Origin of the sequence: Micromonospora sp. WMMD737, assembly GCF_049179055.1 — a bacterium.
GTDB lineage: Bacteria > Actinomycetota > Actinomycetes > Mycobacteriales > Micromonosporaceae > Micromonospora > Micromonospora reichwaldensis.
The window spans coordinates 6,445,066-6,465,040 of sequence record NZ_JBMHMH010000001.1 but is presented as its reverse complement, the minus strand read 5'-3'; the positions used below and the strand labels follow the sequence as shown (position 1 = coordinate 6,465,040).

Here is a 19,975-nt window from a genome sequence, read left to right as displayed (position 1 = left end):
GGCGAGCCGCCCTGTGACAGCGGCACGGCAGGAGCCGTACCCACCCGAGGACGACCTCGCCGCCCGCTTCCGCGCGGGCGACGAACGGGCGCTGCGGGAGGCGTACGACCGCTACGGCCGGGCGGTCCTGCACCTGGCCACCAGCACGTTGGCCAACCGCAGCGACGCGGAGGACGTGACCCAGACCACCTTCGTGGCCGCCTGGCTGGGGCGGGACACCTTCGACCCGGCCAAGGGCTCGCTGGTCGGCTGGCTGCTCGGCATCGGCCGCCGCAAGGTGATCGACCGGCTGCGGGCCTCCGCGCGGGAGAACCGGGTGGTGGAGACGGTCCGGCAGTTGCCGGAGTCGGCGCCGACCGGCCCGGATCCGGACACGGTGGTCGACCGGCTGGTGGTCGCCGACGAGCTGGCCCGGCTGCCCGACGACCAGCGGCGGATGCTGGAGTTGGCGTTCTTCGACGACCTGACCCACCAGCAGATCGCGACGGTGACCGGGGTGCCGCTCGGCACGGTCAAGAGTCACATCCGGCGCGGCATGGCCAGCTTGAAACGCAGATGGGAGGTGGACGGTGCCGCACCTGGACCACGACCGGCTGGTCTTCCTGGCGCTCGGTGAGACCGAGGCGGACGCCGGAGAGAACACCCACCTCGACACCTGCGCGCACTGCCGGGCCGAGATGGAGACCCTCCAGCACGTGGCCGGCCTCGGCGCCGACGCCCAGGGCCTGCACGACCTGCCCGATCCGCCGGAGCACGTCTGGCAGGGCATCGTCACGGAGATCCGCGCGGCGCAGGCCCTCCCGGCGCTGCCCGGGCCGCGCGCCGATCGGTCGCCCGACGAGCGCCCCTCCGGCGACCGGCCGTCCGACCGGTCGGGCGGGGTGCTCCTCGCGCCGAGGCGTGGGCGCTGGTCGCGCTGGGCCGTGACCGCCGCGACGGCGGTGGCCGCCGCCGCGATCGGGGTCGTCGGCACCGTCGCCGTGCTCGACACGACCGGGTCGACGCCGGAGCCCGCCCCACGGCGGGTGGTGCTGGCCAGCGCGCCGCTGAAGGCGTACGGGGAGACGCCGCCGGACGCCAGCGGTGAGGCCCGGGTCTTCGACGACGGCCGGCTGCACCTGCATCTGGCGAATCTCCCGGACGTCCCGGGGTACTACGAGGTCTGGCTCATCAACCCACGGAACATGGAGATGTTCTCGGTCGGCGTCCTCGGCGACGCGACGGACGAGTTGCTGCCGTTGCCGCCGAACGTGGACCTTGAGGCATACTCGGTTGTCGACGTCTCCGCCGAGACGTACGACAACAACACCGCCCACTCCGGCAAGAGCCTGGTGAGGGGCACCCTGACGGGCTGATCGGCGGGCCGGCTCAGCTCCCCGGCCCGCCGATCAGCTCCCATCGCCGGCCCCGGGCCGGCGGGTCCCGCTGACTCAGGCGTGATGGTCCAGTGCCCGTCCTCCGTGGCCGCCTGTCGCGTCCGGGGCCAGCCTGCCGCGGCTCGTTCCGGCGGCCGGAGAAACGGCGAGGGCCGGAAACCGTCGCCACGGTTCCCGGCCCTCACTCGGACGGAGTCAGCTCACTTGCGCTTGCGGATCTCGTCGGCGGCCTGCGGGACGATCTTGAACAGGTCGCCCACCACACCGAAGTCGGCCAACTCGAAGATCGGCGCCTCACCGTCCTTGTTGACCGCGACGATCGTCTTCGACGTCTGCATACCCGCCCGGTGCTGGATCGCACCAGAGATACCCAGCGCGACGTAGAGCTGCGGAGAGACCGTCTTACCGGTCTGACCCACCTGGAACTGGTGCGGGTAGTAACCGGAGTCCACCGCCGCACGCGACGCCCCCACGGCGCCACCGAGCAGGTCGGCCAACTCCTCGACCAGCTTGAAGTTGTCGGCGTTACCCACACCCCGACCACCCGAGACGACCACACCGGCCTCGGTCAGCTCCGGACGCGAACCCTTCTGCTCCGCGACCCGCTCAACGACCCTGGCCAGCTTGTCGGTCTCCGCCACCGCCACGGTGAGCTGCTCGACCGCCGGGCTCGCCGCCGCCGGGACCGGGTTCACCGAGTTCGGCCGGACCGTCACCAACGGCAGACCACGGGTCACCTTCGACTTCACGATCGTGGAACCGGCGAACGCCACCTGCGTGGCGGTGCCGTCAGCGGCCAGTGCGACCACGTCGGTCAGGACGCCGTTGTCCAACTTCACCGCCAGCCGGGCCGCGATCTCCTTGCCCTCCTGCGACGACGCCAACAACACCGCCGCCGGCTGCACCCGCGAGACCAGCTCGGCCACCACGGTCGCCTTCGGGGCCACCAGGTAGCCGTCGATCTCCTCACTCTCAGCCGCGTAGATCTTCTCCGCGCCGTACTCACCCAGCTTGGCGCTCAACGCCTCGGCGGCGCCGGGGCCGCCGAGCACGACCGCGCTCGCGGTGCCCAGCTCGCGGGCGAGGGTGAGCATCTCCAGGGTGACCTTCTTGACGCCGAACTCCCGAGTGGCTTCGACGACGACCAGAACCTCAGACATGACCCCAACCCCTCACACGAACTTCTCGGTGGCGAGGAACTCGACCAGCTTCACGCCGCCGTCGCCCTCATCGGTGACCTTCGCCCCGCCGGAGCGCGGCGGACGCTTGGAATGCTCCAGCACCGCGCTGGTCGCGCCCTCGAAGCCCACCTCGGCCGCAGCGACACCCAGGTCGCCCAGGGACAGCGTCTGCACCGGCTTCTTCTTCGCGGCCATGATGCCCTTGAAGGACGGATACCGCGGCTCGTTGATGGTGTCCCACACGGAGACCACGGCGGGCGTGGTGGCGGTGACCACCTCGTAGCCCTCCTCGGTCTGCCGCTCGACGGTCAGGGTCGAGCCGTCGACGGTGAGCTTGCGGGCGCCGGTCAGCGCCGCGATGCCCAACCGCTCGGCGAGCATGTGCGGCAAGACCTGCACCCGACCGTCGGTCGACTCACTGCCACACAGCACCAGATCGGCGTTCAACTGACCGAGCGCGGCGGCGAGCACCTTCGACGTCGCGACCGCGCAGGAACCGTGCAGGGCGTCATCCACCACGTGCACCGCCTTGTCCGGACCCATGGACAACGCCTTACGGATCGACTCGGTCGCCCGGTCCGGACCCATCGTCAGAACCGTCACCTCACCCCCGTGGGCCTCCTTGATCTTCAACGCCTCCTCGATGGCGTACTCGTCCATCTCGTTGATGACGTTGTTCGCCGAACCGCGGTCGACGGTGTTGTCGTCAGCACGCAGGCTGCGGTCCGCGCCCGAATCAGGCACCTGCTTGACGAGTACGACGATGTTCATCGCGCTTCGACGACCCTCCTGTTGGTGTTGCGATCGCTCGCCCGGTCTGGGGCGCAGCCTCGCGCGTCCGTTGACGCCGGTCAACCACGCGGTGCTGTGCAGTTGCCCACGGCGCAATGTTACCTGCCAGTAGCATCCGGCTCCGGCGACCTCAGGGTGACACAGCTCACGAACGACCCTGCGGGCGGGTAATCTGACGAATCGGGAGGTGTCACGATATGCCAGAAACCGCCAGCGAAGGGCAGCTCGACGTCCCGCGGCACCGCTGCCGCCGGACGCGGCCCGAGGCGTACCGCTGCGCCTGCGGCCGGCTCCGCGACCGCTGCGTCCGGGCCACCGTCCGGGCGCTCTGGTCGCCGGCCCGGCTCACGCCGGCTGATCGAGCGCGTCCCGGATCCGCTCGATGACCGCCGCCTCGGCCGGGGCCACCCCCCGGTGCGCGGCGGCCACCCGCTCGGCAGCGGACAGCACGACCTCGCGGTAGCCCGCCACGTCCCCCGGCGCCTTCTCCCGCAGGATCCGCACGGAACTGCCCAGCGCCGGCAGCACCACCGCCTCGATCTCCAGCGCCGAGTCCCGGGGCAGCTTCGGCAGCGGACCGCTGGTCAGCGCCTCCTTCACCACCCCGCTGCTGTCGGCCATCGCACCGGAGGCGGCGAAACTCTCCCGGAACAGGGCGAGCATCCCCGGGTCCGCGTTGGCCACCAGGAACACCGCCCCGAACGCGCCCGTCTTGAGGGTCAGCCGCTCCTCGGCCGTCAACCGCTGCTCCATGATCACGGAGTGTAGACGTACGGGGTGGCGGTCGTGACCGGGACGAGACCGAGCCGCTGGAGGATCGGCCGGCTCTCCGGCGAGCAGTCCACCTGGAGCAGCGTCCTGCCGCGCTGCTCGGCCAGGCGCGCCCGGTACGCGACCAGCGCCCGGTAGACGCCCCGCCGCCGCCACTGCGGCAGGGTCGAGCCGCCCCAGAGGGTCGCGAAGCCGGTGTTCGCCTGGTAGCGGACCCAGCCGGCGCTGACCACGGTGTCGTCCGCCTCGGCGACGACGACGGTGATGGACTGCGGGTCGGCCTCGATCTCCCGCGCCAGGCCGGTCACCAGGTGGCTGCGGTCGTCGTGCCAGACCGCCTCCTCCATTGCGGCGATGCGCGCCAGGTCCTCCCGGGCGCTGACCTCGCGCAGGCGTACCCCCTCGGGCAGCACGGGCACGGCGGCGGCCAGTGCCGCGACCGGACCGACCACGACGGTCTCCTCCGCCTCCGGGACGAACCCGGCGGCGCGCAGCCGATCGGGCAGGTCGGCCGGCTGGTCGTGGCCGTTGAGCTTCCACTCCACCGCCTCGCCGCGCTGGCGGAAGAACTCCACCTGCCGGGCGATCAACGCGTCCAGTTCGGCCCCGGCGAGCCCGTCCAGCGTGCGGTACGTGAGGAAGCCGCGATGGTCGAGGCCGAGGACGCGGACCAGCGGGCCGTCCCGTTCCACGGTGACCCCGGCCGGCAGCGGGTCCGGAATCTCCGGGCGGATCTGGGCGTCGTAGGCGTCTCGCAACGTGCGGGCGTCAAGATCGGTCATCACTCGAGGCTACGGCCGGCCGAAAACGGATAATGACCACGTGTGGCAGGCGATCAGGCGGTGGTTCGACCCGCGCGAGCTGCGGGCGGTGGGCAGCACCCCCGACTACCGGTTCTCGCTGGCCAACGAGCGGACCTTCCTGGCCTGGCTGCGTACCGGGCTGGCACTTGTCGCGGGCGGGCTGGCCGCCGCGCAGTTCCTGCCGCAGGCGCACCTGCGGGAGGTGGTCGCCGTCGCGCTGCTGCTGCTGGGCGGCACGGTCGCCGTGCGGGCGGTCGACCACTGGGCGCGTACGGAGCGGGCCATCCGGCTCGGCGAGGAGCTGCCCGCCTCGCGCTTCCCGGCGGTGCTCGCCCTCGCCGTCGGCGTCGGCGCGCTGCTGCTGGTCGCGGCCGTGCTGGCCCGGGCGGTCGGCGGCCCGTGAGCCACCAGACGGAGCCGCCACGGCGGGACCGGCCGGCGCGCGACCCCGGGCTGCAACCCGAGCGGACCCGGCTGGCCTGGCGGCGTACGGCCTTGGCGCTCACCGTGATCATGGTGCTGACCGTGCGGCTCGCGCTCACCGGCCCGGCCGCCGACGGGACGCTCGGCGCGCTGGTCGCCGGGGTCGCCGTGCTGGGCTGGGGCGCGGCGCTGGCGGTCTGCTGGCGGCGGGCCACCGGCACCGGTCCGCTCCCCGGCTACGGGCGGTCGCTGCCCCTGGTCGCCCTCGCCACGGCCGGCTTCGCGCTGCTCGGCACCCTCCTGGCGGCGAGCGGCCTGGGTTGACGGGGCCCGGTGCGCCATGATTGACGCATGGCCCGGCTCTACGTCCTCCTCTTCGTCGTGCAGATCGTCCTCGCCGTCTGCGCGCTGATCAGCTGCCTCTCCGCCGAGGAGGGCGAGATCAAAGCCCTGCCCCGGATCGCCTGGGTGCTGATCATCCTGTTCTTCCCGCTGCTCGGCTCCCTCGCCTGGTTCGCCGCCGGGCGTGAGCGCGTCCCCGGGCGGCCCGCTGGCGGAACGCCGAAGGGCCGGCTCCTGCCGCCCCGGGAGCGGCCCCGCCCGGTCGCCCCCGACGACGACCCCGAGTTCCTCCGCTCGCTCGGCGAGCGTTCCCGGCGCGAGGACGGCGAGCTGTTCCGCCGCTGGGAGGAGGACCTGCGCCGCCGCGAGGACGAGATGCGCCGGCGCGACGGCGAGCCGCCGCGCGAGGAGGACCGGCCCGAGGGGTCCACGCCCGCGTCCTGAGCCCGCCGCCGTCGCCGGCCGCCCGGCGACGGCAGCGGACCCGGCTCAGGCCAGGTTCGACGAGCGGGGGTACGCGTCGGCCGGGTCGGTGAGCACGTTGACCAGGTACGGCACGCCGGCGTCGAACGCCCGCCGCAGCGCCGGGCCGAGATCGCCCGCCTTCGCCACCGTCTCGCCGGCCCCGCCGAGGGCGCTCACGACGTGGTCGTAGCGCAGCTCCGGCTGGAGGTCGGCGGCGACGTCGTAGCCGTACATGGCGCGCATGGGGTGCTTCTCCAGGCCCCAGATGCCGTTGTTGCCGACCACGATCACCACCGGCAGCTTCTGCCGGGCGAGGGACTCCACGTCCATCAGCGAGAAGCCGGCCGCGCCGTCGCCCATGAGGACGCAGATCTGCCGGTCGGGGTGACTGACCCGGGCGCCCATCGCGTAGCCCATGCCGGTGCCCAGGCAGCCGTACGGGCCGGGGTCGAGCCAGGTGCCGGGCTGCGCGGGCTCCAGGTAGCGGCCGGCGTACGAGACGAAGTCGCCGCCGTCGCCGATGGTGATGGCGTCGCGGGCCAGGACCTTGCGCAGCTCGCCGTAGATCCGGGCGGGCCGGATCGGGTCCGTCTCGGCGGACATCTCCTCGGCGTCGCGGGCCTTCGCGGCGTCCTCGGCGGTACGCAGCTCGGCGATCCAGTCGGCGTGGTCGGCCCGGTCGCCCGGGTGGTCGGCCAGGGCGGTGAGGATCAGCCGGAGGTCGCCGGCGGGGGCGGCGGCCGGCTGCACGTGCGCGGCCCGCTGGCTGGGCGCGTCGACGATGTGCACCACCTGGGCGTCGCCGAAGTCGCCGAAGCTGAGCCGGAAGTCGAGCGGGGTGCCGATCACCACGACCACGTCGGCGCCACGCAGCGCCACGCGACGGGCCTTGGCGAAGGCGAGCGGGTGCTCCGGCGGCAGCGCGCCCCGGCCCATCCCGTTGGTGAAGACCGGCACCTGGAGCGACTCGGCGGCGGCCCGCAGGGCGTCGACCGCGTCCCCGGCGTAGACGTCGGAGCCGGCGATGATCACCGGGCGGCTCGCGGCGGCGACCAGGCCGGCCGCCTTCGCCACCTCGTCGGGGTCGGGCTCGACCGGCGCGATGCCCGGCAGCGCGGGCAGCTCGGCGTCGGAGACCGAGAAGACCGCCTCCAGGGGGAAGTCGAGGAAGACCGGGCCCCGGTGCGGGGTGAGCGCGGTGGTCAGCGCCGCGGTCACCGCGCGCGGGATGTCGTCGGGGCTGAACACCGTCTCGGCGTGCTTGGTGACGGGGGCGACCAGCGGCAGGTGGTCCATCTCCTGGAGGCTGCCCGAGCCCCAGCGGAACTGCGGGGCCCGGCCGCCCAGCACCAGCACCGGGGAGGCGTTGAAGTACGCGCTCGTCAGCCCGGAGATGCCGTTGGTGACGCCGGGGCCGGCGGTGAGCACGGCGAGGCCGGGTCGGCGCTGGAGCTTCGCCACCGCCTCGGCGGCGAAGACCGCCGACTGCTCGTGCCGTACGTCGTAGAGGGGGAAGCCGGTCTTGTGCGCGGCGTCGTAGAGCGGAAAGACGTGCCCGCCGGAGAGGGTGAACATCTCCCGCACCCCGTACGCACGCAGCGCCGCGAGTGCGAGCTCCCCGCCGTGACCTTCGATCCGCTCCGTCATCGCCACTCTCCCCTTCGTCCGCATGGCCGGAGTCACACGCTACTCACCGGTAGGCGGAATGTGAACAGTTCTCTCGACTCGATGCCCGGGCCGGCGGGCCACCCCGCCGGCCTGGGCCGGTCAACGACCGGTGAAGTCCGGCTTGCGCTTCGCCACGAACGCCGCCATGCCCTCGCGCCGGTCGTCGGTGGCGAACAGCGCCGCGAAGAGCTGGCTCTCCCAGGCCAGGCCGGAGTTCAGGTCCATGTCCAGACCGGCGTCGACGGCGAGCTTGGCGGCGCGCAGGGCCTGCACCGGACCGGTGAGGTACGGGCGGACCAGCTCGACCGCGGTGTCGTAGACCTCGGCCGCCGGGGCGACCCGGTCGGCCAGGCCGATCCGCAGGGCCTCCTGGGCGTCGACCATCCGGCCGGACATGATCAGGTCCTTGGCACGGGCCGGGCCGACCAGACGGGCCAGCCGCTGGGTGCCGCCCGCGCCGGGGATGATGCCGAGCTTGATCTCCGGCTGCCCGAGCTTGGCGTCCTCGGCCACCACCCGCCAGTCGCACGCCAGCGCCAGCTCGCAGCCGCCGCCGAGGGCGTAGCCGGTGATCGCGGCGACGACCGGCTTGGGGATCCGGGAGATCGCGCCGAGCGCGCTGGACAGGTCGGCCGCCCGGTCCGCCATGTCCACGTAGGACATGTCGGCCATCTCCTTGATGTCCGCGCCGGCCGCGAAGACCTTCTCCCCGCCGTACACGATGACGGCGCGGACGCCCGGGTCGGCGGTGGCCGCCGCCGCGGCGGCGCGCAGCTCCTCCTGTACCTGGGTGTTCAGGGCGTTCATCGGCGGCCGCTCCAGCCGGATGGTGCCGATGCCGTCCCTGGTCTCCAACCGCACGAACTCGCCCACGCTGGCCCTCACTTCCTCGTCGAAGTCGCGTGCCAACCTTACGGCCCGGGTCGTTGGGGTAAGTAGTGTGGTCTCAGGCCCGCCACCGGGAGTACCGCCATGATCACGTACTACGACGACAGGTCCGTGCAGGTCACCTCGACCGCCGTCCGGGTGGACGGCCGGACCTTCCGGCTGGCCGACATCAGCATGGTCTGGCACCAACGCGGCAGCCGGTCCTGGCGGGTGCTCGTCGGGCGCGGCGCGATCGGCGCGGCGCTCGCCGGCCCCCTGGTCGCCGCCGCCCTCGGCATCGCGCTGGCGCTCTGGCTGGACCGCTCCCTCACCGTCACCATCGCCATCGTCGGCGCCTCGGTGCTGATCGGGCTCGCGGTCGGCCCGGTCGCCGACTTCCTCTTCGAGCACCTCGACCGCTCTTACGCCCGGGGCAGCCGGCAGTTGGAGATCTGGGCCCGCTGGCGCGGCCAGCCGGTGCGCCTGCTGTGCACCGGCGACGCGCTGCGCTTCGGCCAGATCTACCGGGCGGTGCAGCGGGCCGTCGAGGCGGGCCAGCCCGTGTCGCCCCGCCGCCGCTAGAACCGGATCGGCTCGTCCGGCAGCATGCCCAGGCCGCGCAGCAGCCCGAACAGGTCCTGCTCGCCCCAGAACTGCACGATCCGGCCACCGGCCAGCCGGTACATCTTGCAGGCGCTCTGCACCGCCGTCGCGCCGGTGGCGTCCCGCCGGTAGGTCTGCGCCAGCGACACCACCACGCGGTCGCCGGCCGCGAAGATCTCGACGATCTCCTGGTCGAGCACCGTCAGCCCCGGCGAGGTGACGGCCCCCTCGACGAAGTGCCGCCCCCGGACCGGCGTGCCGGAACCGTAGATCTGCACGTCCTCGTCGACCACCTCGCGCAGCTCCGCCAGGTCCTTGGTGACGAAGGTCCGCAGGTAGCGGCGGACCACCTCGACGTTGCGCTCCTGCTCCGTCATGACCGGTCACGGTACCGCCCCGAACCGCCCGGTGCCGCCCCGAACCGCCCGGTGCCGCCCCGGACCGCCCGGGCCGTCCCGAACGACGGGCTGGCGGCGTGGGCCGTGGGGTCCCTCGCTGGGCACGGTGGCCTGCCGCCCGCGCTGTCGAGCTGCCCCGCCCGACGGGGCAGGCGCGCCGGTCGGCCCTTTGGCTCGCACGCCGCTGAGCGGTCCCATGAACGGGGCAGCTCGACAGCCGTCCGAGCGGCTTCGGCGTCAACTCCGGGGTCGAACTCCGGTCCGCCCTGCCGAGGGCCGTTCGCTCCGAGACCCTTGTGGTGGCGTCGCAACGCGAAACGAGGCCGCAGCGGTGGCGTTCCCACGTGGAGCGGCGGCGCGGACGGCGCGGACGGCGCCACCCGTGCGGCAGTGGTTAGGCTTAGTGATGACCATCTATTACCGGGACGACGCGGTGCAGGTGACGTCGGAGTCGATCCGGGCCGGAGGCCACGCCGTGGCGATCGCCGACGTGACGTACGTCTGGCACGCGCAGGGGCCGAAGACGCTGGCGGTACGGGGACGGGTGCTGGGGCGCGGCGTCCTGGTCCTGCTCCTCTCGCTGCCGCCCCTGGTCGCGGTGGTCTGCGTGCTCTCGCTGGCCTGGTCGGCGCAGGACCGGGGCGAGTGGCAGCTGGCGCTGATCATCCTCGCCGCGTGCGTGGTCGGTGCGCTGGCCCTCGCCCCCTTCCTGGAGATCCCGCTCGGCTGGCTCGACCGCTCCTACGAGCGGGGCAGCAAGGTGCACGAGCTCTGGGTCCAGCACCACGGCCGGGAGGTGCTGCTGCTGCGCACCCCGGACGCCCTGCGGTTCGGGCAGATCTACCGGGCGGTGCAGCGCGCGGTCGAGCAGTACACCGACTCCTGACCCCGCTCCCGTCGCCCTGTCCGGCGGCGCGGGCGCGGGCGACGCACACTTGGTGCCATGGTGATTCCCCTCCCCCGGCCGGCCGCGGTCGTCGGTCTGACCCGTTCCGCCCTCGACCAGGCCCTCGGCTCGGCGGCCTCGTTCGCCGCCGTGCCGGCCCGCGCGTTCGCCGTGCTGGACTCGGTGGAGGCCCTGCTCAAGCGGGTCGACGGCGTGGTGGACCGCATCGACGGCGTGGTGGACCGGATCGAGCAGACCCTCGACCGCACCGACCGGGTGCTCACCGACGCCGAGGGCGCGGTACGGGAGGTGGCCGTCATCAGCGCCGCCGCGACCACCGCGATCGAGACGGCCACCGAGGTCGCCGCCGCCGCGGCCGTCGTGGTCGGCGAGGCGGAGAAGGTGTCCCGCACGGCCGGCGCGGTGGTCGCCGAGGCCGACGCGGTGGCCGTACGGGCCGCCGGCACCGTGGGCACCGCGGCGGAGGCTGCGGCCACCGCCGCGGAGCTGCTGACGGCGTACGAGCCGGCGCTGCGCCGGGGCGCCCCGATGGCGAACCGCTTCGTCGAGCAGCTCAGCCACGAGGAGGTGAACGCCGCGATCCGGCTCGTCGACGAGCTGCCGAAGCTCAAACAGCACCTGACCGCGGACGTCCTGCCGATCCTGGCCACCCTGGACCGGGTCGGCCCGGACCTGCACGACCTGCTCGACGTCACCCGCGACCTGAAGCTCGCCGTCGCCGGCATCCCCGGGCTGGGCATGCTCCGCCGCCGGGGCGAGAAGCTCACCGACGACGCCGAGGCGTGACCGCCGCGCACCGTCGCGATCGTCCTGTCGGACGGACTCCCCCGGGTGGCGGGTCGACCGGATCAGGCGGGGACGTACAGCTCGTCGATCTCGGCCCGGGTGGGCAGCGCGACGGAGGCACCGAGCCGGCGGGCGCAGGCCGCCCCGGCCGCCGCCGCCCAGCGCACCGCGTCGACCACGTCCCGACCTTCGCCCCAGGCCACGGCGAGCGCGGCGGTGAAGGCGTCCCCGGCGGCCGTGGAGTCCACCACGTCCACCTTGACCGCCGGCACGTGCACGGCGGTGCCGTCCCGGTCCCCGTACCAGGCGCCCTCCGCGCCGAGGGTCAGCACCGCCCGGGGCGCCAGGTCGAGCAGGGCCGACGGCTCGTCCCGGCCGCGCCCGGTGAGCGCCTGCGCCTCGGTCTCGTTGACCACCAGCAGGTCGGTCGCCGCCAGCAGCTCCGGCGGCACCGGCACGGCCGGGGCGGCGTTGAGCACCACCCGGGTGCCGGCCGCCCGGGCGACGACGGCCGCCTCGGTCACCGTCGCGACCGGGATCTCCAGCTGCGCGAGCAGCACGTCCGCCCCGCGTACGGCGGTCAGCTCGGGCTCGGTCAGGCCCGTCATCGAGGCGTTGGCCCCCGGGCTGACCAGGATCGCGTTCTCGCCCTCGGCGTTGACCATCACCAGCGCCACGCCCGACGTGCCGTACGTCGTGCGGAGCTGCCCGGTGTCGACCCCGGCGGCGGTGATCCGCGCCCGCAGGGTGACGCCGAACGAGTCGGAGCCGATCGCCCCGAGGAAGGCGCAGGAGGCGCCGGCCCGGGCGGCGGCGACGGCCTGGTTGGCGCCCTTGCCGCCGGGCACCATGACGAAGTCGGTGCCGAGCAGGGTCTCCCCCGGTCGGGGCAGGGCGGGGGCGGTGCCCACCAGGTCCATGTTGGCGCTGCCCACCACGACGACCCGGGTCTGCCGCATCCTCGCCTCCCCCTCAGGCGGCGCGGGCGGTGAACCGGTCGCCGGAGCGCTCGACCACCAGCGGCAGCCCGAAGGTCTTGGAGAGGTTGTCCCCGGTCAGCGTGTCGTCGAGGAGCCCCTGCGCCACCACGCCGCCCTCGCGCAGCAGCAGCGCGTGGGTGAAGCCGGGCGGGATCTCCTCCACGTGGTGGGTCACCAGCACCAGCGCCGGGGCGTCCGGGTCGTACGCCAGCTCGGCCAGCCGGGCGACCAGGTCCTCGCGACCGCCCAGGTCGAGCCCGGCGGCGGGCTCGTCGAGCAGCAGCAGCTCCGGGTCCGTCATCAGCGCGCGGGCGATCTGCACCCGCTTGCGCTCCCCCTCGGAGAGGGTGCCGTAGGCGCGTTCGGCGAGGCCGCCGATGCCGAGCTGACCCAGCAGGGCGCGGGCCCGGGCCTCGTCGCTGCTGTCGTAGCTCTCCCGCCAGCGACCGACGACCGACCAGGCGGCCGTGACGACGACGTCGCTGACCCGCTCGTCGGCGGGCACCCGCTCGGCGAGGGCGGCGGTGGAGAGCCCGATGCGGGTCCGCAGCTCGTTGACGTCGGTGCGGCCGATCCGCTCGCCGAGCACGTGGGCGGTGCCGGTGGTCGGGTGCAGCCGCCCGGCGGCGAGGTTGAGCAGGGTCGTCTTTCCCGCGCCGTTCGGCCCGAGCACCACCCAGCGCTCGTCCAGCTCGACCCGCCAGTCGACGTCGTGCAGCAGTGCCGTGCCAGCCCGGCGTACGCCGACGCCGTCGAGGCTGACCACCAGATCCTCGTCCCCAGTCACCCGACCATCCAACCACGCAACGCGGGGCGCCCCCCACGGGCGGCGCCCCGGCCATAGGGTGGGGCGCCGTGTCGTTGGTCACCACAAGCGGAGGACGGTCCATGCCCGATCGGAGCAGGGAGCCGCGCGGATGAGCGCGGTCATCGAGATCGAAGGGCTGCGCAAGACCTTCCACAGCGTGCGGCAGGGCCGCCGGGTGGCGGTCGACGGCTTCGACCTGCTGGTGGAGGCCGGCCAGATCCACGGTTTCCTCGGCCCCAACGGGTCGGGCAAGACCACCACGCTGCGCGCCCTGCTCGGGCTGGTGCGGGCCGACGCGGGTCGGATGACGGTGCTGGGCGTCCCCTCGCCGGACGGGCTGCCCCTGGTGGCCGGGCGGGTCGGCGCGATCGTGGAGAGCCCGCAGTTCTTCGGCAACTTCACCGGCCGCCGCACCCTGCGCCTGCTCGCCCGGGCCGGCGGGGTGCCGGTCGCCCGGGTCGACGAGGTGTTGGAGCAGGTGGGCCTGCGAGACCGGGGCGACGAGCGGGTCAAGGGCTACTCGCTGGGCATGAAGCAGCGGCTGGCGGTGGCCTCCGCCCTGCTCAAGGACCCGGAGCTGCTGATCCTGGACGAGCCGGCGAACGGGCTGGACCCGGCCGGCATCCGGGAGATGCGGGACCTGATGCGCTCGCTGGCGGAGGCCGGCGTGACCGTGCTGGTCTCCAGCCACATCCTGGCCGAGATCCAGCTGATCTGCGACCACGTGACGATCATCTCGCGGGGCCGGCGGGTGGCCGCCGGGCGCGTCGACGAGGTGCTGGCCGGCTTCGACCGGCACGAGCTGCTGGTGCGGGTGGACGATCCGCAGCGGGCCGTGGAGCTGCTGACGGCGGCCGGGCTGGCGGCGACCGGCCACGACGACCACCTGGTGGTGGGCGGCGTGGACGACGCCACCGAGGTCAGCCGCACCCTCGGCGAGGCGGGCCTCTGGGTGCGCGAGCTGACCCCGCTGCGGCCCGACCTGGAGAGCGCCTTCCTCGAACTGACCGGCACGGCGACGCACCCGACGCTGCCCCTGCAGGTGGACGACTCGGTGCTGCCCGACGGCGGGGCCGCCGAACCGGTGATCGACCTCGACGAGCGGGGAGTGGACGCGTGAACCTGGTCCGTGCCGAGCTGGAGCGTCTGGGCGCCCGGCGCTTCGTGCAGCTCATGCTCGTCCTACTGGTGCTCGCGTTCGGCGTCACGGCGGCGACCACCCTGGCGAGTTCCCACCGGCCCACCGCCCAGGAGGTCTTCGACGCCCAGCAGGCCGCCGCCGCGGCGCGCAGCGAGTTGGAGCGCACCCACCAGCTCTGCCTGGACCGGCAGCGCGGCGTCGTGCAGGCGGACGACGTGCAGGAGTACGTCCCCGACGACTGCAGCGAGGTCGACCCGGCCCTGATGGAGCGGGCGCCCGTGGCGTCCGACTACCTCGCCGGGGTGTTCACCTTCGCCGAGGAGGCCAAGCCGCTGCTCTACTTCCTCATCGCCTTCCTCGCGCTCTTCGGCTTCCTGGTCGGCGCCTCCTACATCGGCGCCGACCTGAACTCCGGTGGCGTGGTCAACCTGCTGCTCTGGCGTCCCCGGCGGATGACCGTGCTCGGCACCAAGCTGGGCACGCTGCTCGGCGGGACGGCGCTGCTGTCCGTGCTGGCCTCGGCGGCGTACCTCGGGACGTTCTGGCTGATCGCGCAGGTCGCCGGGCGCCCGGGGCGGCTCGACGGGGAGTTCTGGGGCTCGCTGGGCGCGAACTGGGGGCGCGGCATGCTGCTGGTGCTGCTGCTCACCGTGGTCGGGTTCGCCGTCGCCACCCTGGGCCGGCACACCTCGGCGGCGCTCGGCGCGATCGCCGGCTACCTGGTGGTGTGGGAGCTGGGCGCCCGGCTGGTGATGGAGATCCTGGAGGTCGTCAAGGTGGACCGGTACATGCTCTCCAGCTACGCCGCCGCCCTGCTCAACGGCCGGGTCGAGTTCTGGGACTACCGGGCGTGCGACAACGGGGTCTCCAGTTCCTGCGACGGCCTCTACGTGGTGACCTGGCAGCCGGCGCTGGTGTTGCTGCTCGGGCTGACCGGCGCGCTGGCCGCCGCCGCCTTCGTGGCGTTCCGCCGCCGCGACCTGATGTGACGCCCCGTCCGCCGTCGGCGGGCGCGGGCGCGGCAGGACCTTGCAGTGTCCGGGCCCGCGATGAAATATTCCTTCACATGACGCCGGGCCGCCGCCGACCTCGCCGACCCTGGTCGGCGGGGTCCGGCGCGCGGCCCGCGCCGGCTGTCGGCCGACTCCGGTCAGCCGACAGTCGAGCCGAAGACCTCGTCGCGGACGGCGTCCAGCGCGGTACGCAGCGCACCCCGCAGGATCGGCTCCTCGGTCAGCCCCGTCGGCACGACCCGGGGACGGACCAGCGTGATCGCCGCGACCTCGTGCTGCACGCGCTCGGCCAGCGCCGCCCCGCCGGCCTGGCCGACCTCGCCGGCGAGCACCACCAGCGGCGGGTCCAGCACCACGCAGGTGCTCGCCACGCCCAGCGCCAGCCGGCGGGCCACCTCGTCGAGCATCGGGCCGCCCGCCGTGCCGTCGGCCACCGCCGCCCGTACCGCGACCGCGCCGCTGTCGTCCGGGTAGCCGTGCGCGCGGGCCAGGTCGCGGACCGCGTCCGCGCCGATCAGCTGCTGGAACGCCGGCTTCGCCCGGCGGGACACGTCGCGCGGGATGGGCGCCCCGGGCACCGGCAGGTAGCCGATCTCGCCGGCGGCGCCGCTGCTGCCGTGGTGCAGCCGGCCGCCCAGCACGATCGCCAGGCCGACGCCGGCGCCGACCCAGACCAGCACGAAGTCCGTCAGCCCCTGGGCCGCGCCCGACTGCGCCTCGGCGACGGCGGCCAGGTTCACGTCGTTCTCGAAGACCACCGGGGTGTGCAGGTCGTCCCGGAGCGCGGCGAGCAGACCGGTGTGCCAGCGGGGCAGGTTGAAGGCGAACGTGATGTCGCCCGTGCCCGGGTCGACGAGGCCGGGGGTGCCCAGCACGATCCGCCGTACGCTCGACAGCTGCGCCCCGGCGCTGCTCGCGGCCTGGACGACCGCGTTGTGCACCACCCCGACGGGGTCGTCGGTGTCCCGGGTCGACTGCTCGACGCGGCCGATCACCGCTCCGGTGATGTCCGCGCAGGCGGCGACCACCCGGTCGGCGCCCACGTCCACCCCGACCACATGCGCGCTGCCGGGCCGCACGGCGTAGAGCTGGGCGTTGGGTCCCCGCCCGCCGGCCTGCTCGCCGACGCGCGTGACGAGGCCCCGCTCCTCCAGCCGCTCGACGAGCTGGGAGGCGGTGACCTTGGACAGCCCGGTCAGCTCGCCGAGCCGGGCCCGGGTGAGTGGCCCCCGCTCCAGCAGCAGCTCCAACGCCGCGCGGTCGTTCAGCGCCCGCAACAGGCGGGGGGTGCCGGGCAGCCGGGTCGCACTCATGCCACGTCCTCTAGTTTTGGTAAACCTTGCTAACTGTAAACCGACCTGCGAGCGGGTAGCCGACAGCGTATCGGCCGCCCGGGAGCGGGGTGGTCGGCCGACCCGGTACGTCACCGACCCCCGCCGGTACGACTTCCGTGCCGCGGGGACGAAAGGGGAAGATCACGTGGGGCTGGATCCAGGACTGCGCCGGCTCGCGCTCGGCACGCTGCTCGCCGCGTATCCGGGGCCGGTTCCCCCGGGCTGGGCGGTCGACCTGGTCGCCGAGGGGCTCGCGGGGCACACCCTGTTCGGCACCAACGTCCACGATCCGGGGCAGGTGGCGGCGAGCACCGCCGCCCTGCGGGCCGGCCGGCCGGACGTGCTGATCGCGATCGACGAGGAGGGCGGCGACGTCACCCGGCTGGCGCACGCCACCGGCAGCCCGTACCCGGGCAACGCGGCGCTCGGCGCGATCGACGAGGTGGCACTGACCCGCCGCGTCTACGAGGCCATCGGCGCGGAGCTGGCCGCCCTCGGCGTCACCGTCAACCTCGCGCCGACCGTGGACGTGAACACCGCCGACGAGAACCCGGTGATCGGCACCCGCTCGTTCGGCGCCGACCCGGCCCGGGTCGCCGCGCACTCGGCCGCCGCCGTCACCGGCCTCCAGGCCGCCGGGGTCGCCGCCTGCGCCAAGCACTTCCCGGGCCACGGCGCGACGGTCGCCGACTCCCACCACGAGCTGCCCACCGTGGACGTGCCGCTCGACGTACTGCGCCGGCGCGACCTGCCGCCGTTCGCCGCTGTCGTCGAGGCCGGCGCGCGGGCCGTGATGACCGCGCACATCCGGGTGCCGGCGCTGACCGGCGACGGCCCCGCCACGTTCAGCCGGGCGGTCCTGGTCGACCTGCTCCGCGGCGAGTACGGCTTCACCGGCACGGTCATCACCGACGCGCTGGAGATGAAGGGCGCCGCGGTGGCCGCCGGCGGGGTCGGCCCGGCCGCCGTCCGGGCCCTGGCCGCCGGCGCCGACCTGCTGTGCATCGGCGCCCAGGTCGACGCCGAGCTGGTCGAGCGGGTGGTCGCGGAGATCGTCGGCGCGCTCGGCGACGGCCGCCTGGACCGGTCGCGGGTGGAGGAGGCTGCCGGCCGCGCCGCCGCGCTCGCCGCCTGGACCCGGACCGCCGGCGCGACGCCGGCCGCCCCCGACGGACTCGGGTACGCCGCGGCGCGGCGCGCCGTACGGGTGGAGGGGGAGCTGACCGGCCTGGACCGCCCGCTGGTCGTCCAGCTGCACGCCGCGTCGACCATCGCCGAGGGGCGGGTGCCGTGGGGCCTCGGCCCGCACCTGGACGGCACGGAGGAGCTGCGGGTGGTCGCCACCGAGACCGGACCGGCCGCCCTGCGCCAGCTCGCCGGGGACCGGCCGATCGTGCTGGTCGGCCGCCATCTGCACCGGCTGCCGGGCGGCGCGGACCTGGTGACCGCGCTGGCCGCCGAGCATCCGGTGACCGTGGTCGAGATGGGCTGGCCCTCCCGGTGGCGGCCGGCCGGCGTACGGGCGTTCGTCACCACGTACGGCGCGAGCCACGCCTGCGGCCGCGCGGCGGCCGAGGTGCTCGGCCTGGCCGGCTGACGCGGCACCGGGGGTACCCGCCGGCAGGTGGCGGTCGCTCCCGGCCGGGCCCGGCCGGCTTCGACCGGGCCCGGCCGGGGTATGCGACAGCATGACCGCCACCGACCCATGGCACCGGGCCCTGGCCGACCTCGTGTCCCGGTCCCACCGGCTGCCGCCGGACGAGCTCGCGGCCACGGTCGACGCCGCGCTGCGGCCGTTGGGCGTGACGGCGACCGTGTACCTGGTCGACGCCGAGCAGCACGGCCTGCGCCCGCTGCCCGGGACGAGGCGGGCGGTGCCGGAGGTGCTGCCGATCGACACCAGCCTCGCGGGGCGCGCCTTCACCCAGGTCGAGGTGCACGCGGGGCAGGGGCCACCGCCCCGGCTGTGGGTGCCGATCGTCAACGGCACCGACCGGCTGGGGCTGCTGGAGGTGTTCCCGCCGGCCGACGCCGACCTCGCCGACGAGGCGCTGCGGGACGGCTGCCGGCTCGTCTCCGGGCTCGTCGGCCACCTGGTCACCAGCAAGGGCGACTACGGGGACGCCCTGCACCGGGTGCGGCGCAGCCGGCCGATGGGAGTCTCCGCCGAGCTGCTCTGGAACCTGCTCCCGCCGCTGACCTTCGCCACCTCGGAGGCGGTGGTCAGCGCCCTGCTCGAGCCCTGCTACGAGGTCGGCGGGGACGCCTTCGACTACGCGGTGCACGACGGGACCCTGACGCTGGCGATCCTCGACGGGGTCGGGCACGGCCTGCCGGCGGTGCTCACCACCTCGGTGGCGCTGTCGGCGCTGCGGGCGGCCCGGCGTGCCGGCGCGGACCTGCCGGGGCTGGTCCGGGCGGTGGACGCCGCGATCGCCGGCCAGTGGGACGACGCGCGGTTCGTCACCGCCGTGCTCGCCGAGTTCGACACCGGCTCCGGAACGCTGCGGTACGTCAACGCGGGGCACCCGCCGCCGGTGCTGCTGCGCCGGGGACGGGCCGTGCAGGAGCTGACCGGGGGCCGCCGGCTCCCGCTCGGCCTGCCCGACGGCCGCGTCGAGGTGGCGCGGACCCGGCTGGAGCCCGGTGACCGGCTGCTGCTGCACACCGACGGAGTGACCGAGGCGCGCGACGCGGCGGGCGAGATGTTCGGGCTCTCCCGCCTGGCGGACCTCGCCGAGCGGCACATCGGTTCCGGGCGGCCGGCGGCGGAGACGCTGCGCCGCCTCAGTCACGCGGTGACGGAACACCAGGGCGGTACGCACCAGGACGACGCGACCCTGCTGCTGGTCGAGTGGTCCGCCGCCGCGGCGGCGAACTCGGAGCCCTGAGTCAGTCCAGCCCGCGCCATCCCCGCGCGACGGGCGCCTCGGCGTCGGCGAGCCCGAGCAGGGTGCCGACCCCGGTGATCCGAAGGACCCGCGCCACGCCCGGCTGCGGGCCGGTCACCCGCATCGTCACGTCGCGCTCGCGGCCCACGGAGACGCCGTGCACCAGGACGCGTACGCCGCTGGAGTCCAGGAACCGCAGGTCGGCGAGGTCGACGACGACCTCCCGGACGCCGGGTCGGCGCAGCGCCTCGGTGAGCGTCGCCTCGAACTCGCCGGCGGTGGCCATGTCGATCTCACCGGCCGGGCGCAGGACCACCTGGCCCGGCTCCGCGTTCCGCTCACCCGGGTCCATGGCCGCCTCACCGTCGAAGGTCGCGCCGGCTCCGGCGCGACTCGACCATACCGACCCCCGCCCGACCGGACCAC

23 protein-coding genes are annotated in these 19,975 nt (G+C 74.5%); 12 read left to right on the top strand and 11 right to left on the bottom strand.

Annotation, left to right across the window (positions count from 1 at the left end; translation table 11 throughout):
• The first annotated feature begins 13 nt into the window (after window positions 1-13).
• Both ACN27A_RS28675 and ACN27A_RS28670 read left to right on the top strand, forming a co-directional pair.
• Window positions 14-616, top strand: a complete 603-nt coding sequence (locus ACN27A_RS28675) for an RNA polymerase sigma factor (protein ID WP_421457690.1) — start codon at window positions 14-16, stop codon at window positions 614-616.
• Window positions 570-1,355, top strand: a complete 786-nt coding sequence (locus ACN27A_RS28670; RefSeq protein ID WP_421457689.1) for an anti-sigma factor — start codon at window positions 570-572, stop codon at window positions 1,353-1,355. The genes ACN27A_RS28675 and ACN27A_RS28670 overlap by 47 nt, the downstream gene beginning before the upstream one ends.
• Window positions 1,356-1,576: 221 nt before the next feature.
• Here ACN27A_RS28670 and ACN27A_RS28665 read toward each other — a convergent pair whose 3' ends face one another.
• The 4 genes from ACN27A_RS28665 to ACN27A_RS28650 form a co-directional block, all read right to left on the bottom strand.
• Window positions 1,577-2,536 carry an electron transfer flavoprotein subunit alpha/FixB family protein gene (locus ACN27A_RS28665; protein WP_421457688.1) on the bottom strand — a complete coding sequence of 320 codons (960 nt, stop codon included), beginning with the start codon at window positions 2,534-2,536 and terminating at the stop codon, window positions 1,577-1,579.
• Between the two features lie 12 nt (window positions 2,537-2,548).
• Window positions 2,549-3,328, bottom strand: coding sequence for an electron transfer flavoprotein subunit beta/FixA family protein (locus ACN27A_RS28660; RefSeq protein WP_421457687.1), 780 nt, complete (start codon window positions 3,326-3,328; stop codon window positions 2,549-2,551).
• Window positions 3,329-3,694: 366 nt separating this feature from the next.
• Window positions 3,695-4,102, bottom strand: a complete 408-nt coding sequence (locus ACN27A_RS28655; RefSeq protein ID WP_421457686.1) for a hypothetical protein — start codon at window positions 4,100-4,102, stop codon at window positions 3,695-3,697.
• Window positions 4,103-4,104: 2 nt separating this feature from the next.
• Window positions 4,105-4,902, bottom strand: coding sequence for a GNAT family N-acetyltransferase (locus tag ACN27A_RS28650; protein WP_421457685.1), 798 nt, complete (start codon window positions 4,900-4,902; stop codon window positions 4,105-4,107).
• Between the two features lie 40 nt (window positions 4,903-4,942).
• Between ACN27A_RS28650 and ACN27A_RS28645 the strand changes: the two genes are divergently transcribed.
• The 3 genes from ACN27A_RS28645 to ACN27A_RS28635 are packed head-to-tail and all read left to right on the top strand — an operon-like array spanning window position 4,943 to window position 6,132.
• Window positions 4,943-5,326 (top strand): YidH family protein, encoded by a 384-nt coding sequence (locus tag ACN27A_RS28645; RefSeq protein WP_421457684.1) that lies wholly within the window; start codon window positions 4,943-4,945, stop codon window positions 5,324-5,326.
• Window positions 5,323-5,670 carry a DUF202 domain-containing protein gene (locus ACN27A_RS28640; protein ID WP_421457683.1) on the top strand — a complete coding sequence of 116 codons (348 nt, stop codon included), beginning with the start codon at window positions 5,323-5,325 and terminating at the stop codon, window positions 5,668-5,670. The genes ACN27A_RS28645 and ACN27A_RS28640 overlap by 4 nt, the downstream gene beginning before the upstream one ends.
• 27 nt (window positions 5,671-5,697) lie before the next feature.
• On the top strand, window positions 5,698-6,132 hold the full coding sequence (locus tag ACN27A_RS28635; RefSeq protein ID WP_421457682.1) for a PLD nuclease N-terminal domain-containing protein: 435 nt from the start codon (window positions 5,698-5,700) through the stop codon (window positions 6,130-6,132).
• A gap of 45 nt (window positions 6,133-6,177) precedes the next feature.
• Here ACN27A_RS28635 and ACN27A_RS28630 read toward each other — a convergent pair whose 3' ends face one another.
• The gene (locus ACN27A_RS28630; RefSeq protein WP_421457681.1) at window positions 6,178-7,800 is read right to left on the bottom strand and encodes an acetolactate synthase; all 1,623 of its coding nucleotides are present in this window, start codon (window positions 7,798-7,800) and stop codon (window positions 6,178-6,180) included.
• A gap of 120 nt (window positions 7,801-7,920) precedes the next feature.
• Window positions 7,921-8,694 (bottom strand): enoyl-CoA hydratase-related protein, encoded by a 774-nt coding sequence (locus tag ACN27A_RS28625; RefSeq protein WP_421457680.1) that lies wholly within the window; start codon window positions 8,692-8,694, stop codon window positions 7,921-7,923.
• Window positions 8,695-8,793: 99 nt separating this feature from the next.
• Here ACN27A_RS28625 and ACN27A_RS28620 point away from each other — a divergent pair, with 99 nt between their 5' ends.
• A complete protein-coding gene (locus tag ACN27A_RS28620) occupies window positions 8,794-9,270 on the top strand; it encodes a DUF6232 family protein (protein WP_421457679.1) in 477 nt (158 codons plus the stop codon).
• Here the strand turns inward: ACN27A_RS28620 and ACN27A_RS28615 are convergent.
• Window positions 9,267-9,668, bottom strand: coding sequence for a nuclear transport factor 2 family protein (locus tag ACN27A_RS28615; RefSeq protein ID WP_421457678.1), 402 nt, complete (start codon window positions 9,666-9,668; stop codon window positions 9,267-9,269). The genes ACN27A_RS28620 and ACN27A_RS28615 overlap by 4 nt on opposite strands.
• A 427-nt stretch (window positions 9,669-10,095) precedes the next feature.
• Between ACN27A_RS28615 and ACN27A_RS28610 the strand changes: the two genes are divergently transcribed.
• Window positions 10,096-10,575, top strand: coding sequence for a DUF6232 family protein (locus tag ACN27A_RS28610; protein WP_132240829.1), 480 nt, complete (start codon window positions 10,096-10,098; stop codon window positions 10,573-10,575).
• A 57-nt stretch (window positions 10,576-10,632) separates the two neighbouring features.
• The gene (locus ACN27A_RS28605; RefSeq protein WP_421457677.1) at window positions 10,633-11,382 is read left to right on the top strand and encodes a hypothetical protein; all 750 of its coding nucleotides are present in this window, start codon (window positions 10,633-10,635) and stop codon (window positions 11,380-11,382) included.
• A 62-nt stretch (window positions 11,383-11,444) separates the two neighbouring features.
• On the opposite strand, the gene ACN27A_RS28600 is transcribed toward ACN27A_RS28605, so the two are convergent.
• Together ACN27A_RS28600 and ACN27A_RS28595 are read right to left on the bottom strand one after the other, a co-directional pair.
• On the bottom strand, window positions 11,445-12,341 hold the full coding sequence (locus ACN27A_RS28600) for a ribokinase (RefSeq protein WP_327030707.1): 897 nt from the start codon (window positions 12,339-12,341) through the stop codon (window positions 11,445-11,447).
• 13 nt (window positions 12,342-12,354) lie between these two features.
• Window positions 12,355-13,149, bottom strand: a complete 795-nt coding sequence (locus ACN27A_RS28595; protein ID WP_421457676.1) for an ABC transporter ATP-binding protein — start codon at window positions 13,147-13,149, stop codon at window positions 12,355-12,357.
• Window positions 13,150-13,279: 130 nt separating this feature from the next.
• Between ACN27A_RS28595 and ACN27A_RS28590 the strand changes: the two genes are divergently transcribed.
• The gene (locus tag ACN27A_RS28590) at window positions 13,280-14,290 is read left to right on the top strand and encodes an ABC transporter ATP-binding protein (RefSeq protein ID WP_421457675.1); all 1,011 of its coding nucleotides are present in this window, start codon (window positions 13,280-13,282) and stop codon (window positions 14,288-14,290) included.
• On the top strand, window positions 14,287-15,300 hold the full coding sequence (locus ACN27A_RS28585) for an ABC transporter permease subunit (RefSeq protein ID WP_421457674.1): 1,014 nt from the start codon (window positions 14,287-14,289) through the stop codon (window positions 15,298-15,300). The genes ACN27A_RS28590 and ACN27A_RS28585 overlap by 4 nt, the downstream gene beginning before the upstream one ends.
• Before the next feature lie 161 nt (window positions 15,301-15,461).
• Here ACN27A_RS28585 and ACN27A_RS28580 read toward each other — a convergent pair whose 3' ends face one another.
• Window positions 15,462-16,637, bottom strand: coding sequence for an ROK family transcriptional regulator (locus tag ACN27A_RS28580; RefSeq protein WP_132240836.1), 1,176 nt, complete (start codon window positions 16,635-16,637; stop codon window positions 15,462-15,464).
• A 166-nt stretch (window positions 16,638-16,803) separates the two neighbouring features.
• On the opposite strand from ACN27A_RS28580, the gene ACN27A_RS28575 reads away from it, so the two are divergent.
• Complete coding sequence (locus ACN27A_RS28575; protein ID WP_421457673.1) at window positions 16,804-18,255, top strand: glycoside hydrolase family 3 protein; 1,452 nt, start codon at window positions 16,804-16,806, stop codon at window positions 18,253-18,255.
• Between the two features lie 91 nt (window positions 18,256-18,346).
• Window positions 18,347-19,549: a PP2C family protein-serine/threonine phosphatase gene (locus ACN27A_RS28570; RefSeq protein ID WP_421457672.1), complete on the top strand. Its 1,203-nt coding sequence runs from the start codon at window positions 18,347-18,349 to the stop codon at window positions 19,547-19,549.
• Window position 19,550: 1 nt separating this feature from the next.
• Here the strand turns inward: ACN27A_RS28570 and ACN27A_RS28565 are convergent, their stop codons facing one another.
• Window positions 19,551-19,901, bottom strand: a complete 351-nt coding sequence (locus ACN27A_RS28565) for an STAS domain-containing protein (RefSeq protein WP_421457671.1) — start codon at window positions 19,899-19,901, stop codon at window positions 19,551-19,553.
• Window positions 19,902-19,975: the final 74 nt, after the last annotated feature.

Coding starts and splice junctions, on each gene's coding strand:
- ACN27A_RS28610 (WP_132240829.1), top strand. CDS start 10,096: ATGACCATCTATTACCGGGACGACGCGGTGCAGGTGACGTCGGAGTCG.
- ACN27A_RS28600 (WP_327030707.1), bottom strand. CDS start 12,341: ATGCGGCAGACCCGGGTCGTCGTGGTGGGCAGCGCCAACATGGACCTG.
- ACN27A_RS28655 (WP_421457686.1), bottom strand. CDS start 4,102: ATGGAGCAGCGGTTGACGGCCGAGGAGCGGCTGACCCTCAAGACGGGC.
- ACN27A_RS28565 (WP_421457671.1), bottom strand. CDS start 19,901: ATGGACCCGGGTGAGCGGAACGCGGAGCCGGGCCAGGTGGTCCTGCGC.
- ACN27A_RS28660 (WP_421457687.1), bottom strand. CDS start 3,328: ATGAACATCGTCGTACTCGTCAAGCAGGTGCCTGATTCGGGCGCGGAC.
- ACN27A_RS28570 (WP_421457672.1), top strand. CDS start 18,347: ATGACCGCCACCGACCCATGGCACCGGGCCCTGGCCGACCTCGTGTCC.
- ACN27A_RS28665 (WP_421457688.1), bottom strand. CDS start 2,536: ATGTCTGAGGTTCTGGTCGTCGTCGAAGCCACTCGGGAGTTCGGCGTC.
- ACN27A_RS28630 (WP_421457681.1), bottom strand. CDS start 7,800: ATGACGGAGCGGATCGAAGGTCACGGCGGGGAGCTCGCACTCGCGGCG.
- ACN27A_RS28590 (WP_421457675.1), top strand. CDS start 13,280: ATGAGCGCGGTCATCGAGATCGAAGGGCTGCGCAAGACCTTCCACAGC.
- ACN27A_RS28635 (WP_421457682.1), top strand. CDS start 5,698: ATGGCCCGGCTCTACGTCCTCCTCTTCGTCGTGCAGATCGTCCTCGCC.
- ACN27A_RS28650 (WP_421457685.1), bottom strand. CDS start 4,902: ATGACCGATCTTGACGCCCGCACGTTGCGAGACGCCTACGACGCCCAG.
- ACN27A_RS28605 (WP_421457677.1), top strand. CDS start 10,633: ATGGTGATTCCCCTCCCCCGGCCGGCCGCGGTCGTCGGTCTGACCCGT.
- ACN27A_RS28620 (WP_421457679.1), top strand. CDS start 8,794: ATGATCACGTACTACGACGACAGGTCCGTGCAGGTCACCTCGACCGCC.
- ACN27A_RS28615 (WP_421457678.1), bottom strand. CDS start 9,668: ATGACGGAGCAGGAGCGCAACGTCGAGGTGGTCCGCCGCTACCTGCGG.
- ACN27A_RS28580 (WP_132240836.1), bottom strand. CDS start 16,637: ATGAGTGCGACCCGGCTGCCCGGCACCCCCCGCCTGTTGCGGGCGCTG.